16 protein-coding genes are annotated in these 16,629 nt (G+C 30.3%); 5 read left to right on the plus strand and 11 right to left on the minus strand.

From position 1 onward, the window contains the following. Positions 1 to 184 precede the first annotated feature (184 nt). The 4 genes from queC to HMPREF3046_RS02790 all read left to right on the plus strand — a co-directional run bounded on the left by queC (position 185) and on the right by HMPREF3046_RS02790 (position 2,711). Positions 185 to 862, plus strand: coding sequence for a 7-cyano-7-deazaguanine synthase QueC (queC, locus tag HMPREF3046_RS02775; RefSeq protein WP_070716247.1), 678 nt, complete (start codon positions 185 to 187; stop codon positions 860 to 862). Beyond that, on the plus strand, positions 859 to 1,278 hold the full coding sequence (queD, locus tag HMPREF3046_RS02780) for a 6-carboxytetrahydropterin synthase QueD (RefSeq protein WP_070716249.1): 420 nt from the start codon (positions 859 to 861) through the stop codon (positions 1,276 to 1,278). Before queC ends, queD begins: the two co-directional genes overlap by 4 nt. Beyond that, entirely contained in the window at positions 1,278 to 1,994 is a 717-nt protein-coding gene (gene queE / locus HMPREF3046_RS02785) for a 7-carboxy-7-deazaguanine synthase QueE (RefSeq protein WP_070716251.1), read from the plus strand. The genes queD and queE overlap by 1 nt, the downstream gene beginning before the upstream one ends. A gap of 108 nt (positions 1,995 to 2,102) precedes the next feature. Further along, positions 2,103 to 2,711 (plus strand): hypothetical protein, encoded by a 609-nt coding sequence (locus tag HMPREF3046_RS02790; RefSeq protein WP_070716253.1) that lies wholly within the window; start codon positions 2,103 to 2,105, stop codon positions 2,709 to 2,711. 47 nt (positions 2,712 to 2,758) lie between these two features. Here the strand turns inward: HMPREF3046_RS02790 and HMPREF3046_RS02795 are convergent, their stop codons facing one another. From HMPREF3046_RS02795 to norA, 9 genes are all read right to left on the minus strand, one after another. Continuing rightward, entirely contained in the window at positions 2,759 to 3,739 is a 981-nt protein-coding gene (locus HMPREF3046_RS02795) for a glycosyltransferase family 2 protein (protein WP_070716255.1), read from the minus strand. A gap of 127 nt (positions 3,740 to 3,866) precedes the next feature. After that, positions 3,867 to 4,706: an aldo/keto reductase gene (locus tag HMPREF3046_RS02800; protein ID WP_070716257.1), complete on the minus strand. Its 840-nt coding sequence runs from the start codon at positions 4,704 to 4,706 to the stop codon at positions 3,867 to 3,869. A 112-nt stretch (positions 4,707 to 4,818) separates the two neighbouring features. Then, complete coding sequence (locus HMPREF3046_RS02805) at positions 4,819 to 6,189, minus strand: hemolysin family protein (RefSeq protein ID WP_070716258.1); 1,371 nt, start codon at positions 6,187 to 6,189, stop codon at positions 4,819 to 4,821. 722 nt (positions 6,190 to 6,911) lie between these two features. After that, the gene (locus tag HMPREF3046_RS02810) at positions 6,912 to 8,882 is read right to left on the minus strand and encodes a PTS fructose transporter subunit IIABC (RefSeq protein WP_070716260.1); all 1,971 of its coding nucleotides are present in this window, start codon (positions 8,880 to 8,882) and stop codon (positions 6,912 to 6,914) included. A gap of 5 nt (positions 8,883 to 8,887) precedes the next feature. After that, positions 8,888 to 9,808 (minus strand): 1-phosphofructokinase, encoded by a 921-nt coding sequence (pfkB, locus tag HMPREF3046_RS02815; RefSeq protein WP_070716263.1) that lies wholly within the window; start codon positions 9,806 to 9,808, stop codon positions 8,888 to 8,890. Positions 9,809 to 9,810: 2 nt separating this feature from the next. Next, the gene (locus HMPREF3046_RS02820) at positions 9,811 to 10,566 is read right to left on the minus strand and encodes a DeoR/GlpR family DNA-binding transcription regulator (RefSeq protein ID WP_070716264.1); all 756 of its coding nucleotides are present in this window, start codon (positions 10,564 to 10,566) and stop codon (positions 9,811 to 9,813) included. A 148-nt stretch (positions 10,567 to 10,714) separates the two neighbouring features. Then, a complete protein-coding gene (ybaK, locus tag HMPREF3046_RS02825; RefSeq protein ID WP_176746060.1) occupies positions 10,715 to 11,170 on the minus strand; it encodes a Cys-tRNA(Pro) deacylase in 456 nt (151 codons plus the stop codon). Positions 11,171 to 11,324: 154 nt separating this feature from the next. Then, on the minus strand, positions 11,325 to 11,801 hold the full coding sequence (locus HMPREF3046_RS02830) for a hypothetical protein (RefSeq protein ID WP_070716268.1): 477 nt from the start codon (positions 11,799 to 11,801) through the stop codon (positions 11,325 to 11,327). Positions 11,802 to 11,968: 167 nt separating this feature from the next. Beyond that, complete coding sequence (norA, locus tag HMPREF3046_RS02835) at positions 11,969 to 13,123, minus strand: multidrug efflux MFS transporter NorA (RefSeq protein WP_070716270.1); 1,155 nt, start codon at positions 13,121 to 13,123, stop codon at positions 11,969 to 11,971. An 859-nt stretch (positions 13,124 to 13,982) separates the two neighbouring features. Between norA and HMPREF3046_RS02840 the strand changes: the two genes are divergently transcribed. Next, the gene (locus HMPREF3046_RS02840) at positions 13,983 to 14,600 is read left to right on the plus strand and encodes a DUF1361 domain-containing protein (protein ID WP_070716272.1); all 618 of its coding nucleotides are present in this window, start codon (positions 13,983 to 13,985) and stop codon (positions 14,598 to 14,600) included. Positions 14,601 to 14,717: 117 nt separating this feature from the next. On the opposite strand, the gene HMPREF3046_RS02845 is transcribed toward HMPREF3046_RS02840, so the two are convergent. Together HMPREF3046_RS02845 and HMPREF3046_RS02850 are read right to left on the minus strand one after the other, a co-directional pair. Then, positions 14,718 to 16,103, minus strand: coding sequence for a cryptochrome/photolyase family protein (locus HMPREF3046_RS02845; RefSeq protein WP_070716274.1), 1,386 nt, complete (start codon positions 16,101 to 16,103; stop codon positions 14,718 to 14,720). A 139-nt stretch (positions 16,104 to 16,242) separates the two neighbouring features. Further along, complete coding sequence (locus HMPREF3046_RS02850) at positions 16,243 to 16,542, minus strand: hypothetical protein (RefSeq protein ID WP_070716276.1); 300 nt, start codon at positions 16,540 to 16,542, stop codon at positions 16,243 to 16,245. Between the last annotated feature and the right edge of the window lie 87 nt (positions 16,543 to 16,629).

A 16,629-nucleotide genomic window follows, 5' to 3' on the forward strand; every position in this document is an offset into this window, starting at 1 on the left:
GAAACCCTCTATAAAAAACTAGACCTTTGTAGAAATATTTATACACACATTTTTAATGTACACATATTCTACATCTTTTAAGTCTATCTTTTTATAGAGATAGGCTTTTTTTATATTTTATATCAAATTTTTTCATTCTATTTCATCATAAATTAAAAATATTAACTTTTAAAGGAGAAATGTTATGCCAAACAGTGTTTTGAATTCTGAAAAAGCAATTGTTGTGTTTAGTGGTGGTCAAGATAGTACAACCTGTCTTTTCTACGCCAAAAGACATTTTAAAGAGGTTGAACTTGTCACATTCAATTATGGGCAAAGACATAATACAGAAATCGAAGTAGCTTCTAAAATAGCAAAAGATCAAGGATTGAAACACCATATTTTAGACATGTCTTTACTATCTCAACTTACTCCAAATGCATTAACAAAACATGATATGAAGATTGAGACAGGAGAAGATGGTATACCAAATACTTTTGTACCTGCTCGTAATTTATTATTTTTGTCATTTGCTGGGGCTCTTGCTTATCAAGTGAATGCGAAGCACATCATTACAGGTGTATGTGAAACAGATTTCTCTGGTTACCCAGATTGCCGAGATAGTTTTATTAAATCTATGAATGTCACACTTAGTTTATCTATGGATAGAGACTTTGTTATTCATACACCCTTAATGTGGTTAGATAAAATGCAAACTTGGGAACTCAGTGACGAATTAGGTGTCCTCGATTATGTCCGGCACAATACGCTTACATGCTACAACGGTGTTATTGGAGATGGATGCGGAGAATGTCCAGCTTGTAAATTAAGACAACGTGGACTTCATCAATATTTAGAACAAAAAGGAGATGCGTCATTATGATACAACAAGTTTATCCTACAGTGAGTCACCCTTATACATTTGAATTAAATAAAGATTTCAATTTTTCAGCAGCACATTTTATTCCTAGTGAAGATGCTGGAAAATGCATGAGAACACACGGACATACTTATTTTGTTAACTTAACTATTGTTGGAGATACACTCGACCATAATGGATTTTTAATTAATTTTAGTGAATTAAAACGATTGATCCATGACCAATTTGATCACTATTTATTAAATGATTTACCTCAATTTAAAGATAAAAGTCCTTCTACTGAAATTGTGGCACAGACAATTTCTGAAATCGTACAAGCTCATCTTAACGAGTACGACAATAAACCTAAATGTGTACAAGTTTATTTACGTGAAACACCATCAAGTTATGTTGTCTATCGTCCAAAGGAGATTAAATAATGCCTTCAAAAATACCAGTTTTAGAAATTTTTGGCCCTACTATTCAAGGAGAAGGACGAGTTATAGGACGAAAAACAATGTTTGTCCGCACAGCAGGATGCGATTATCGTTGTAGTTGGTGCGATTCTGCCTTTACGTGGGATGGTAGCGCTAAAGATGATATAGAGTTATTAACTGCTCAAGACATTTATGATCGTTTAAAAGAAATTGGTGGTAATCAATTTGATCATGTCACTATTTCTGGAGGTAACCCTGCATTAATCAAAGGAATTCAAGATTTAGTAGATTTATTTGAAGAAAAAAATATTTTTACGGCATTAGAAACCCAAGGCAGTAAATTTCAACCTTGGATGCGACAAATTAACGATTTAACAATTAGTCCTAAACCGCCAAGCTCTAATATGGTGCCTAATTTAGAAATATTAGATGATGTCATAGAACAATGTATACCATCAACATTGAATTTGAAAGTAGTTGTTTTTGATAAAGAAGATTATCAATTTGCTAAAATGATTCATCATCGTTATCCTAATATTCCATTTTATTTGCAAGTAGGAAACCCCTATTTAGATGATGATGTTGAACAACATACCGAAAAATTACTTGGTCGCTATGAAACCCTTGTAGATACAGTGATGAATAGCAGTGATATGAATCATGTGTATGTTTTACCTCAGTTACATACATTGTTATGGAGTAATAAGAAAGGTGTATAATTAGTAAATTATAATAGAATAATATTGATTAAGTGTTTTGAAATGATTAAGTTTATTTTAATTGCTATAATATTTTAATGAACTACACACACGTGATAGGAGTACAACATGATTATATATGTATTTATTAATATAGCCATTACAATATGTGTTCTAGGCTTTGATTTATATCGGCATCATTTCAAACAACTAACGTTTAACTCCGTTCTATTATCCATTGTTATCAATGCTATTATTAATAGTGTTGTGATTGAGAAGTTCAATTTTATAACATTTGCTTCAATTATATTTTTCTTAAGTTGGACAATCTTACAATATTATTTAAATCGTAAACATATATACTTAATGATTTCAGAGTATAAATCTCTTGCATTAATTTTTGCAATTATGATTAGTTGCTCATTATTTATCACTTTTGAATCTAGCGACCAATCAGTCTATATGTCTATTCCTTATTTAGCTCCAGCTATATTTATCGTAGGCTTAAGCATTGATTTCATAAGTACTTTTTCAAAAAATGAAATGAATCATCTTAAATTTTTGAGTAAATTACAACATCCTATTATGATCGGTCATACAATTATTATTATTTCAATTATACTTTTGACATTATTAACGTCATTTTGGTATATCTTCATAATTATTTATGCTTTATTTGATATATATTTATTATGGCAACTAAAACATAATAATATTGAAAATGACCTAAAAAAATAAACATGTAAGAAGCTATTATGTAAGAGCTTTTACATGTTTATTTTTTATTAATAAATATTTTCTTTTTCTGCAACTACTTTTTCAATAGGTGTTTTTAAATTGGAAGCTTCCACAATATATTTTGGTCTTTGTTTTACTTCGTAATAAATTCGTCCAATATATTCGCCAACGACACCAATAGACATTAACTGAATGCCACCTAATAACAATACAGCTGCTATTGTTGTAAAGTAACCAGGATGATTAATTCCATTCATTAAAATACCTATTAACAAATAAATAATATAAATGATGCTTAATCCAAAAATAAACATTCCAAGATATATCATTGCTCTCAGTGGTTTATTATTAAATGATATTAATCCATCAATCCCATAATTTAATAACTTAGTAAATGTCCATTTAGATTCTCCAGCTTCTCGTTCTACATTTTTATAAGTAAAGATCTTTGTATTATACCCTATCCATTCAAATAATCCTTTAGAAAATCGATTATATTCGTTTAATGAAACAATCGATTCAACTGCACGTTGACTTAATAATCGAAAATCGCCTACACCATCACTAAATTTAATATCTTCAACAAAGCTATTAATGAGCTTATAGTACAACTTTGACATTGTTTTACGTGCAACATTTTCACCACTACGATCTCGTTTAGCGACAACTTGATCAAAACCTTGTTGATACATTTCAATCATTTTAGGTATAAATTCCGGAGGATGTTGTAAATCTCCATCAATCATTACGACTGCATCAAAATTCACACTGTATTGAAAACCAGCAATCATTGCTGCTTCTTTACCAAAATTTCGACTGAAAGAAATATATTTAACATGTTCATCGTATTCCGCTAAATTTTGTATATGCTCAATCGTATTATCTTGACTACCATCATCAATAAATAACAAGTCATAATAATAACGACGAGTTTTACTATTCTCCCTCAAAATTTCAGTCAATCTATCGTAAGTTTTTTTTACGACTTTACCTTCATTGAAGCAAGGTATAATGACTCTGATTTTCATCTAATTACATCCTTTTCTACATTCTTTCTAATATTGTATCAATAAAATCAATAAATATTCTACTAATAACCATGTAATTAACAAATAATTAACATTAACCCTAGATTTTGTAATAATTTAAACTATATTATTTTAAATCACCTATTGCTACATCATCTGGATCTTTACCTTGACGTGCATTTCTATTTAAACTATCAATTTCTGCAATCTCAGTAAGTTCTAAATTAAAGTCAAAAATATCAAAATTTTCACGAATACGAGATGGCGTTTTTGATTTAGGAATAATAATTCTGTCATGAGCTAGATGCCAACGTAATACAATTTGTGCTGGTGTTTTGTCATATTGTTCTGCTAATTTTGTAATTACTGGATCATCTAATAATCCACGATTTCTCATAAGTGGCATCCAAGCTGTGACAGTAATATCATGTTTATCACAATAATCTTGTACATCTTGTTGATTAAAATAAGGATGAACTTCTATTTGATTAATTTGAGGTACAATAGTTGTCTCTTTCATCAAAGTTTCTAAGTGATGGGGTTTAAAGTTACATACACCAATCGCTTTAATTTTACCTTCGTTATATAATTTTTCTAATGCTTTATAAGATTCAATATATAAGCCATCTTTTTCACATGGCCAATGAATTAAATATAAATCTAAGTAATCCAATCCTAAGTTTTCTAAAGATTTATTAAAATATTCTAATGTATTGTCATATCCTTGATAATCATTCCATAATTTAGAAGTAATAAATACATCTTCTCTCGCAATATCACTGTTGTTTAAAGCTTTACCTAGCGCTTGTTCATTACCGTAAAAATATGCAGTATCAAATGCACGATATCCCGCTTCTAATGCTGTTTGTACTGCGGTTTCCATCTCATTATCTTCCATTTTATAAACACCTAGTCCTACTTTAGGCATTGGGTAACCATTATTTAACACTTGTGTATCATTTACCATTTGTGCCACATCCTATTCAATATAAATTTCTCAACTAAAAATTAGCATAACTTAATTTCTTTTACGCATACAAATAAAGACACTTAGGTTTACATACCCAAGTGCCTTTATTTTATTCATCCGATTCATGTTTATGATCGTGATTTTCTTCTTCCTCTTCATCACTAATCACAGGTCTTGTTTCATTAAATTGGTATTTAAGTACAACCCATACCAATTGATGATTATCCATTTCAGAAACAATCCATCGATCATATTTTGTATCTATATAGTCTTCAACTTGAAGATTAGTATTGTGTGCTTGTAGCCATCCACCAATTGTATCGATATCTTCAGAATCTTCAAAAGTGATATCAAATTTTTCATGTAAATCATCAAGTAAGACACGTCCGTTAATTTGATATATACCTTCCTCTAATTTAACAATATCATTTATTTCATCATCATCAAATTCATCTCTGATTTCACCAACAATCTCTTCAAGAATGTCTTCCATTGTTAGAATACCAGCAGTACCACCATATTCGTCAATAATAAGACTAATATGAACATGTTCACGTTGCATTGAAACTAATGCATCGCTAATACGAGTTGTTTCTGAAATCATAGGTAGTTCATGAATATAATTAGAGATTTTAATTGTTTTACCTGAAGCATATTCTGTTAAAAATTCTTTCACATTAATAAAACCTTTTATATGGTCTTTATCCCCATCTTCAGTAATTGGATAACGTGTAAATTGATGTTCTTTAATCGTTTCAAGTAATTCGTCAACATTAAATGGTTCGTTTAACGTTACCATTTGTGTACGTGGAACCATGATATCTTTCGCATGTCTTTCGTCAAATGAAAAGATATTTTGCATGTAATTCAGTTCTGTTTGATTAATTTCTCCACCATTATAACTATTATTAATAATAATTTTAATTTCTTCCTCAGACATTGCATCTGCTTGCGCATCAGGATCAACACCAAGCATTCTAATAATTACTCGTGCCGAACCATTCATTAACCATATTAATGGTTTCATGACATTACCAAAATAATATAATGTTCTAGCATAAGTTAATGCTAATTTTTCAGTATGCTGTATTGCTATTGATTTAGGTGCTAACTCACCTAATACTACATGTAAATAAGTTACAACAACAAACGAAATCACAAATGAAATGGTTGTAGTCACTGCACTTGGCAAATGTAATAGATTAAAAAGTGGGTGTAATAGCTTTTCGAATGTCGGTTCACCTAACCAACCTAAACCTAAAGATGTAACTGTAATACCAAGTTGACATGCTGATAAATAATAGTCAAGATTAGCAATCATCTTTTTAACAATTTTTGCACTTCCATTACCTTCATCAGCAAGTTGTTCAATTCTTGTTGAACGTACTTTTACTAATGCAAATTCAGATCCAACGAATACGGTTGTTAAAGCGATTAATAGAAAAAATATTACTAAATTAATTATGGTCACTGTTTCCAATTAATTCCCTATTTCTAGGGATTCACCTCCAAATATTATGTGTCTCTAATGAGTAACACGAATTTAATACGTCATGTTTATCACCGTTATAAAAACATGTTAAGACCTTCCCATCAAGACACCCCCAAAAAAAATGTATTACTTTAATTTTACCATATTTCTATAATAAATGGTTAAATAAGAATAAGAAAGCTTTTAACATTTAAAATCATTTAAAAAGCATTATATAATAATTTTCTTCCTATTATTTCATATATACTTCAATGGTCTTTGTAATAAATTTTTAAGAAAATCAGAAAAACGATATACGAGTTTTTTTAATTAAGCACTATCAAAGTGCACTAATAGTCCAGGACGGTTATTTGTTTCTTAAAATCAAACTCCTATTTAAAATTAATCAGTAGTAATAGTCAAGTATATATATCGCTATATTGTTTAATTACATATTAACTATATAATAGAAGATTGGACAGAATTTATTGATCTCCTCGATAATGTAACCCCAGCTTTCGTTGAACGTTGGGTTTCCCAGAAAACCCTTTTTGCTGGGGGCCCCAACCCCAGCTTTCGTTGAACGTTGCTTTTTTACAAAGATCTCGATGCTAGTACTTCTTTAAATAATCTTGATGCAACACGTTTTTCAATTCAATGACCAAATATCATTATATAAAAAAATACCTGAGACAACTCATTATGTCTCAGGCTCATTAAACCCACGTTTATTATTCATCCATAGATTCTGAAGCTTTAATTTCTTGTTCTGTTAATTTTGGTTTCAGTAAACCATAAAGTATTGCTGAAACAAGTGTACCTATAATTAAAGCAATGATAGTTTGGATAATATGACTAAAGTCTGTTGCTGCTATAACGATGATACCACCATGAGGTGCATTAATTCTTGAACCAAGTCCTAATGCAATCGCTCCAGCAACACCTGAACCGACCATCATTGATGGAATCACACGTAAAGGGTCAGCAGCTGCAAAAGGTATAGCACCTTCTGTGATGAATGATAGACCCATAACATAGTTAGGTACGATTGAGCCACGTTGCTCTTTTGTAAATTTACGTTTAAAGATAAACATTGCTGTGGCAATTGCCAATGGTGGAATCATACCACCAACCATTGCTGCTGTTATTGGTGCAGCATTACCTTCAGTTAAAGCTGCTGTCGCAAATACATAAGCCGCTTTATTGAATGGACCTCCCATATCAATTGCCATCATAGCTCCAATAACTAGTCCTAATAGCATAATGTTAGAACCAGATAAACTATTTAAACCATTTAATAATAGATGGTTTAACCATGCTGCAGGTGGATTAAATACATAAATCATTAATAATCCAGTAATCGTTACACTTAATAGTGGATAAATTAATGTTGGTTTTAAACCTTCAACTGCTTGAGGCAAATTACGAGTAATATATTTGATACCTTGTGTTAAATAACCAGCTAAGAAACCAGCAATAATACCACCAATAAATCCAGAGCCACCAGAAATTGCTAACATACCGCCAACTAGGCCAGCTGCAAAACCTGGTTTATCTGCAATACTACGAGAAATGAAACCAGCTAAGATTGGAATAATTAATGCAAAGGCACTCTTATTACCAATATTCCACAATTGTTCTGCAAACGCATTGTGTTCAGGACTTTTTGGATCAAATGAGTTGGCATCAAATAAGAATACAATCGCCATTAATATACCACCAGCAATAACAAGTGGTAACATATTAGAAACACCATTCATTAAGTGTTTATAAAATGCTTTACCTGGACTTAATTTTTTATCATTACTATCTTTATCTGTATTTTTCTGTCCACCATAGGCTTTAAATGGTTTTCTACTTGTATCAAGTGCTGTATTAATTAACTCTTCAGGACGTTTAATCCCGTCTGCTACTGGAACTTCAACTACATTTTTACCATCGAAACGGTCTGTTTCTACATGAACATCGGCAGCTACAATAATCCCAGTTGCACGTTCAATATCTTGTTGAGTTAAATGGTTTTTAATACCACTTGAACCATTTGTTTCAACTTTTATTTTAACTCCCATTTTTTCTGCTTGTTTTTTCAAAGCATCACGGGCCATATACGTATGAGCAATACCTGTTGGACACGCTGTTACAGCTAAAACGTAAGGTTCGTCAGCATTATTATTTGTTGATGCACTAGTTGTTGCTTGTGCTTCAGCCTCTTGCTCTTGAGCTTCTTTTTCTTCTTCTTTAGTTGCTTCATCATCAGCATCATCGATAATACGAAGTATTTCTTCTTTCGAATTAGCCTGTAATAAATTTTCTCTTACTTTATCGTCCATTAAAATGCCTGACAATTTAGCTAATGCATCTAAATGTGTTTGTGCGCCACCCTCTGGTGCTGCAATCATAAAGAATAAATGCGCAGGTTGACCATCTAAACTTTGATAGTCCACACCTTCTTTTGATTTACCAAAAGCAATCGCAGGTGATGTCACTGCTGCTACTTTAGCATGTGGAATTGCTATTCCTTCACCAATTCCCGTTGTACTTTGTGACTCACGATTATGAATCGCTTCCTTAAATTGAGCTATATCGCTTAATTTACCAGCTGAATCTAATTGATTAACTAATTCATCAATGACGCCGTTTTTATCACTAGCTGATAAATCCATAGCAATCGTTTCTTTAGTAAGTAATTCTGTTATTCTCATCTCTATCACTCCCCATCAAGTACAGAAATTGTAACTTGTGACTTGATTTTTTCTATATCTTCTCTTAATGCTAAGTCATCATTAAATGCCGTAGCCGTACCTGAAGCTACTGCTTGGCGAAATGCTTCTTCAAGTGATAGTCCCGACTCAAGACCCGCTACCATACCTGCAACTGTACTGTCACCAGATCCTACTGTATTTACAACTTCACCTTTAGGATTTTGAGCTTTAATGCTTCTTCTTTCGTCAACATATATGGCACCATCTCCACCTAAAGAAATAATGACAGATTGAGCTCCATTTTTTACTATTTCTCTACCATACTTAACGACATCTTGATCTGATTTAATTGTGACATCAAACATTTCTTCTAATTCATCTTTATTGGGTTTAATAAATAATGGATGATATTCTAACACTGTATTAACTAAATCTCTTTCAGCATCCACTACTAATTTTGCACCTGTTTCTTGAGTGATTTTTGCAATTTGAGCATAAGCATCACTCGGAATACTTTTTGGAACACTTCCCGCTACAATGACAGTGTCTCCGTTAGATGTATGTCTAATCTGATTTAATAATGCTTCAAACTGATCAGAAGTCACATTCGGACCAGGTGCATTAATTTCAGTTTCAGCGCCGGATTTTAATTTAACATTAATACGAGTATCTTCATTTACTTTAATAAACTCCGTATTAATATCGCTTTGTTCCAAAATGCTAGAAATAAATTCCCCAGGAAAACCTCCAGCAAATCCTAAAGCCGTAGATGAAACATCTAAGGTTTTCAACACGCGAGAAACATTAATACCTTTTCCTCCAGCAAATTTGTATGTTTCTCTAGCTCTATTAAGCCCTTTTAGCTCAAATCCATCAGTAAACATGATGTAATCAATAGATGGATTAAATGTCACTGTATATATCATAATTAACCTCCTAAAAAATGGTATTTCTCTTTGTATTCGTTATAACGATTATGATGACGTAATTGCTCAGATACGATGTACTCAACATGGCAAGATTTGGTTGAGACATGCGCAAAATATATTTCATCTAATTTTGAATGGTCTAATAAAACATAAGATGTGGTTGATTGATGTATTGCTCTTTCTTTAATTAATGCCTCTTTTTCATCGGGTGTGGTTAATCCATGATTCAAATCTAAGCCATTCATACCTATGAAAGCTTTATCAAAACAATAACGTCTTAAAACTTCAAGGGCATTTGCTCCGACAGTAGCAAAAGTAGTAGCTTTTACTTCTCCACCAATCATCAAGGTCTTAATACCTCGATGAAGTAATCTTTCAACGTGAGACAATCCGTTTGTAACCACTACGATATCTTGTGCTTTTATAAATGGAATCATCTCAATTGTAGAAGAACCTGCATCTATAAAAATACAATCATTATCTTCAATGAGCTGAGCTGCCTTTTTTCCAATCTCTCTTTTTTCTTTTAGATTTGTAGACAGCTTTTCAGATAAAATAGGTTCTTGATTTCTATGACTATTAAGTGTCGCACCACCATGAACACGTTGAAGACGTCCAAGTTGTTGTAACTTTGATAAATCTCTTCTTATAGTTGAAGCACTACAACCTGTTCGTTCAATTAACTCTTGGAGTGATAAAAAGTCTTTTTTCTTAAGTTCTTGTAAAATTAAACTTTGTCGTTTTTCAGAAATCATCTTTAACACTCCTTTACAACTTTTATTATAGTGTTCGCGCTTACATATTTCAATCAAAAATTATCAAAAACGTTCAAAAACGTTCAAAAAAATAAAAAAATTAACAGAGTGTTCATAATGTATATCATTGCTCACTCTGCTAATACATTTAATGTTGAGTAATACGCGCTGTTTGTGCCTGTGTAACTGCAATTAAATCATTAGGTTCGAGTATAATTTGCATACCTCGTTGACCACCACTCACATTGATTTTGTCTCGTGATAAAGCTGACTCATCAATAATCGTTGGAAAAGAATGTTTCATTCCTATTGGAGAACACCCTCCCCTTATATAGCCAGTAACTTTTTTTAAATCATCCATCGGCATCAAATTAAGCTTCTTTTCACCTATGACATGTGCCGCTTCTTTTAAATCTAATGTTTCACTGACTGGTATAACACATACAAAATGATCATTATTAGCATTTTCTAACACTAATGTTTTATATACGTCTTTTACATTTGCATGCACTAATTCCGCAATTGTTTCTCCATCTAAATGTTCTTCACCTATTTCAAATGTATTTACTGAATAATTAATTTTAGCTCTATCAAGCATTCTCATTGCATTGGTTTTCTTATGTTTCAATGTAACACCTCATTTATCTTCTTTATATATCCAATTTTACTACTCTTTTTGACAAATAAAAATAGAGTAAGATAGAAACCCTTTAGATTTCACTTTCTTACTCTAATCTTACATTACATTTTTATTTAACTTAATTTGCAGAAATCATCTCAACTTTACCCATTTTATTAATTGTTATATCTTCAGCTTTTTTGTTCTCTGGATACACTTCAAAAGTGATGGTTTGATTAGTTTCATTCAAACGCTCTAGCTTTACAGGCTGTTTATAATTTTGTTGCATATAATTTTCAACTATTGTTTTACATTCCTTTGTTGAGTATAAATATTTTTCTTGAGCTTTCTCATTTAACCTATAATTAACATTATGATTTTGACGAATATCTGCTTTGCGTTGCGTTTGATTTTTCTCAGAAGCTTCGGCGGTGTGATTGCTGTTTATATTTAATATATTTTTAGTTTCGATAATACTTCCGACTTTTGAAAAAGTAGAAATTGTTCGATGTACCTTAGCTAAGGCATTTTGATTCGTTGCGATAAATAATAGAAATACCAAACAAATTGATAAAATGATAGCTACAACACTTAACAATATATTTTTTAAATTCATCTCCTTACCCACACTTCTCTTTGAATTTTTTTATATCTTAACATACAAATATAGATAAAATAATTCAGTAGAAGACAATTTAAAATAATTGTAATCTTTGTAACAGTTATATTACCTAACGACTTTTTATTGTTACATTTCTATTATATAAAACTTATTTAATCACATCAGTTACGATTTAACTTTAAATTTTTCTCTATGAAAATAATTACTACCCCAAATAACATTACAATAATAGACATATATAAAGGGAATTCAATATTAACATCAAATAACGAGCCTGCTACCAATGGACCTACAAAATTACCCATACTTGTAAATGTAGAATTAAGTCCTCCAGCAAAACCTTGTCGATTACCCGCTATATTTGAATAATAATTAGTTAGCGCTGGGCGAATTAAATCAAATCCAATAAAGACAATAAAACTAATTAACATAATTGACCAGTAACTATGAGCGATTATAAGACTAAATATAACTATGACAGAATATAATAATGCCCAAGTAATAAACGTAAGTTCAGTGGTATATCTCATCAATTTATCAAAAAAGAAAATTTGGAATACTGCTCCCGCAACACCACCACCTACAATAGCAATTGAAATATCGCCAGGTGCGTAGTTTGCTTTCGCTGAAGTATATAAAGAAAATAACGTCTCAAAAGAAGACAAACCAAAAGCAAGTACAAACGTTAAAATAATTGGAGTAATAAAAACACCCCATTGAATTTTAGAAAGTTCTTTAGTTTCAAAGTGAATATGATGACTTTCCGCGGTATTTTGCGGTTGGCGAATCAATATTACAGATATAACAAACGCAATAACACCTAATGCACCTGCAAAATAAAATGGAAGACGATGTGATACTTCTGCTAAAAAACCACCAATTCCCGGTCCTAAAATAAAACCAGAGTTAATAATTGCAGACATATAACCAAAATTTTTCGCTTTATCTTTAGCTTTAGAAATATCTGCAATCATTCCTGTTACACCAGGCATTACCATTCCTGCACTAAAACCACCAAGTATTCTTGATACTATTAGAAGTATAAAAGAATGACTCAGAGCAAATAAGAACTCAGAGATCGTAAAAAATACTAATCCTAAACAAATAATTAATTTTTTACCCAATTTATCAGCTAAACTTCCTCCAAAAGGAGAAATAATCATTTGGGATAATGAGAAAATAGCTACTAAAATTCCTAAATCGCTTCCTTTTAATCCTAAATCTTTCAAATATACTGGAAGAACAGGAATAACAAGGCCAATTCCAACGAATATTAAAAATATATTAAAATATAATGTAAATAATTGTTTTTTCATGAAGACCACCTCTCTTTTATCTATAATTAAATACTCTTAGTGAAATTCATCTAATTCATATTCTGAGAAAAGTTAAAAATTCTAAATTTTTCATCTTTCATTTAGATACTATTATATATTATTCTTTATTTTAAAATATACTATCTTACTTAATAGTTTATTCAAAGTATTTTAAATTTATGTTATATATAATTAAATTATCTTAAATATAAAAATGAAGATAATGAGATGCAAAAAAGATGGACAACACTTTCTTCTTGTTTTAGAACATGGAAAAGATATTATAAAAAAGGTTACTCACTTTGCTCAACATTAACATATTAAATTTGATTCAGTGAGTGATATCAGAGCTTGTGATGACGTTGTGTTAAATTATCGTAATTTGGAAACAAGTGAATATGAAAAATGAATTAAATGAAGCATTAGAATGAACAAGTTTATTAGGGAATATTTCTTATATTGATAATCAACCATTTGCACATTTACATAGTACATTGGGCTCTCAATATTTCGAAAAGTTAAGTAGACATTTAACAAAAGTTGTGGTTTCAACAGCAAGTGAAATGTTCATTACGATAACTGATTTTGATATCAATCGAACTTTTGATTCGTAGACTAGACTCAACTTATTAAGATCGTAATATGTCTAGAACAAAAACCTCAATTCAACCGTTTCATTACAATATGATATCACTTTTATTTAAAATCATTGAGATTCTTTTCTTACAGATTACACATCTATTTTACAATTATTAATACTTCTCTAACTTTAAATATTCTACCTTCTTTTTTCTTGATTACTTCGACTTTAACCTTTACTATAGTAATTTAACTAAATCGTTAGAAAGTAGTGCATATTATGACTTCACGTTATATTGCAAGAGTCTATTTTATTATTCTTTTTGTAATATCATTATTTGAAACGCGTGTATTTAATTTTGTAAGCTTAAATTTATTTTTAGCTTACATTCCACTTGAATTATGTTTCTTATTAGATTTATTTAAACCTAGAAAAAAGTTTGAATGGCCTATATTTATTATTTTTTCTCTTATTTTTATTTTATTAGTACCCAATACATTTTACATGGTTACTGATCTTATTCATCTCAATCAGTTTACATTTGATTTTTACGTCCAACTTAATTTAATAGAATGGTTATACTTTACTTTCTTACTGTTAGGTGTATTTTTTGCGATTTATTGCATGGCTCTCATATTTGTTCATTTATCTCATTTCACTTCAAAGCTATGGTTAAATCGATGTATATTAATAGCACTTATGTTTTTAAATGGTTTAGGAATATTTATGGGTAGATTTTTGAGATTTCATACTGTTCATTTAATTACCCGTCCATTCACTATTATCACAGAAGTCATTAGTGCCTTAAATGGTAGTAGTTTAATATTTATTTCGTTAATGATGCTACTTCAATTTGTCATTTTATTATTCATTAAAGGGATAAGAATGGCACATTGATATATTTCTATTTATTACAGTCTATTCATGTATAAAAATTTTATAAGACGTTTAGTTATGTATTTAAATAAGCCAGGGGTGGTAGCATGAACTCAATTTGAATTCAGTTTCCTTCCCCTAGCTCTTTATATATATTTTTTTAAATATTGTCATCACATGTTCGCGTGCAACTTTATGATCTACAATTGGTTTAGGATAATCTTTACCTAATTGTATCCCTTTTTTTACTAATTGTGTTTGATGTTGAAATGGGTGATGTAATAATTTTGCGGGCACATTATCGAATATAGAAATATATTTTTTGATATATAAAGCGTCTTTATCAAAAAGTTCACTTTGTCTAATAGGATTAAACATCCTAAAATACGGCACAGCATCTGTCCCAGTTGAAGCTGACCATTGCCAACCATGTATATTTGAAGCTGCATCATAATCGATTAATTTTTTTCTAAAATAATCTTCGCCCCAAGCCCAATCAATAAACAAATCTTTAGTTAAAAATTGAGAGACTACCATTCGCATGCGATTATGCATAAATCCTGTCTCATTTAATTCATTCATGGCAGCATCAATAATAGGAAAACCAGTTTTACCATCACACCAGCGATTAAACTCTTCTTTGTTATATGACCATTGTATAGTACGATATTTTTCATTAAATGCTTCATATGCAATATGAGGATATTGGGCCATAAGAACATAATAAAACTCACGAAACATTACTTCTCTAATAAAACTTTCGTAATTACTTTCATTTTCCTCATATCGTTCTAATAAATCTGTAATAATTTGTTTAATATCTATTAGACCATATGCTAGAACAATACTTAATTGACTAGTGAGTATTTCCGGAAGATACTCTCTATCCTTTTTATAGCTTTGAATACTATGATTTAAATAATCTTTCCAATTGTTTAACGCTTGATCTTCTGATTGTCCATCATGATGATAATCATTAGTTATTGTTTGTTGTGATTGGCTACATTTATTAGCGATATCACTTAATTGATATTGATACGGAGAATGCTGTCTAAGTTTTAAACGGTGTGCTTTATAAAAACTTGTAAATACTTTATATGGTTGTCCTTGCTGATTCATAGTGTTACTTGGCTTAAAATAATGATTAACGTTAATCGTTATTACGGGTATATCGTGATTTTTAAACGCTTGTTTTAAGTGGCGAATATCATATCTTTCTTGATGATAACTCATGATATCGCCAGCCATAACTATTTCTTTAATATCATGTTCAGTACAAAACATACCTAGTTCACTGTAATCGATGACATATGGCTCTATATGATGTTCTTTCAACTTATATAAAAATTTTTCTAAAGTGCCATAATAATAGTTTGCTTTTTTATCTGTACCTTTCTCTTCAAATGTTTCCTTAGGAATTATAAGATAGCATTTATCAATTTCATCTTTGTGTTGATTAATATATGCGAACAATGGATTATTATTTATTCTAAATACTCTATTGAGAATGACACCGATATTCATTTTTTCACTCCTAGACTGATGTTTGTTAATAATTTAACTACCCTATTATCTTAAAATTAAAAGGAGTGACTACAGAATTCAATACAAATTCTAAAGTGACTCCTTTTACTTAATTTATATAATGTGATTAATACTTTTATTAACCAAATAGTTCTCTATTAAGTCCAAACACGTATAGTAAAGTAAAGAAAGTTGCTGCACTTAAAATAGTTAAAATGAGCGTTAATATGAGTGTACGTTTGTACTTATTAATAAACGCGATAAACACTATTCCTAAATTATAACCAAAGAACAATCCAAATAGTGTCATTGTGATTTTTATATTTGTAAAAAAGATATTTAACAATAGAATAATAATTGCAAAAATTAAATATGGGATTGTAATCCACTTAAACTCAAAGCGAATTTGTTTAGTTCGTTTATCTTCATTATGATTCATTAATAACTCCTCCTTACTCTATTATAAATGATATATTTTTTTATTCTTGTGACAAGACTGCGACATATTTATTAGAAATTTAGAATA

The sequence above is a fragment of the Staphylococcus sp. HMSC070D05 genome (assembly GCF_001815595.1).
In the GTDB taxonomy this organism is placed as follows: Bacteria; Bacillota; Bacilli; order Staphylococcales; family Staphylococcaceae; genus Staphylococcus; species Staphylococcus hominis.

Excerpts from the sequence above, each read along its gene's own strand:
- queD (WP_070716249.1), top strand. The coding sequence starts at position 859 with ATGATACAACAAGTTTATCCTACAGTGAGTCACCCTTATACATTTGAA.
- HMPREF3046_RS02810 (WP_070716260.1), bottom strand. The coding sequence starts at position 8,882 with ATGAGAATAACAGAATTACTTACTAAAGAAACGATTGCTATGGATTTA.
- HMPREF3046_RS02840 (WP_070716272.1), top strand. The coding sequence starts at position 13,983 with ATGACTTCACGTTATATTGCAAGAGTCTATTTTATTATTCTTTTTGTA.
- HMPREF3046_RS02845 (WP_070716274.1), bottom strand. The coding sequence starts at position 16,103 with ATGAATATCGGTGTCATTCTCAATAGAGTATTTAGAATAAATAATAAT.
- queC (WP_070716247.1), top strand. The coding sequence starts at position 185 with ATGCCAAACAGTGTTTTGAATTCTGAAAAAGCAATTGTTGTGTTTAGT.
- pfkB (WP_070716263.1), bottom strand. The coding sequence starts at position 9,808 with ATGATATATACAGTGACATTTAATCCATCTATTGATTACATCATGTTT.
- HMPREF3046_RS02790 (WP_070716253.1), top strand. The coding sequence starts at position 2,103 with ATGATTATATATGTATTTATTAATATAGCCATTACAATATGTGTTCTA.
- HMPREF3046_RS02800 (WP_070716257.1), bottom strand. The coding sequence starts at position 4,706 with ATGGTAAATGATACACAAGTGTTAAATAATGGTTACCCAATGCCTAAA.
- ybaK (WP_176746060.1), bottom strand. The coding sequence starts at position 11,170 with ATGAGAATGCTTGATAGAGCTAAAATTAATTATTCAGTAAATACATTT.
- HMPREF3046_RS02850 (WP_070716276.1), bottom strand. The coding sequence starts at position 16,542 with ATGAATCATAATGAAGATAAACGAACTAAACAAATTCGCTTTGAGTTT.
- HMPREF3046_RS02820 (WP_070716264.1), bottom strand. The coding sequence starts at position 10,566 with ATGATTTCTGAAAAACGACAAAGTTTAATTTTACAAGAACTTAAGAAA.
- HMPREF3046_RS02795 (WP_070716255.1), bottom strand. The coding sequence starts at position 3,739 with ATGAAAATCAGAGTCATTATACCTTGCTTCAATGAAGGTAAAGTCGTA.
- queE (WP_070716251.1), top strand. The coding sequence starts at position 1,278 with ATGCCTTCAAAAATACCAGTTTTAGAAATTTTTGGCCCTACTATTCAA.
- HMPREF3046_RS02830 (WP_070716268.1), bottom strand. The coding sequence starts at position 11,801 with ATGAATTTAAAAAATATATTGTTAAGTGTTGTAGCTATCATTTTATCA.
- norA (WP_070716270.1), bottom strand. The coding sequence starts at position 13,123 with ATGAAAAAACAATTATTTACATTATATTTTAATATATTTTTAATATTC.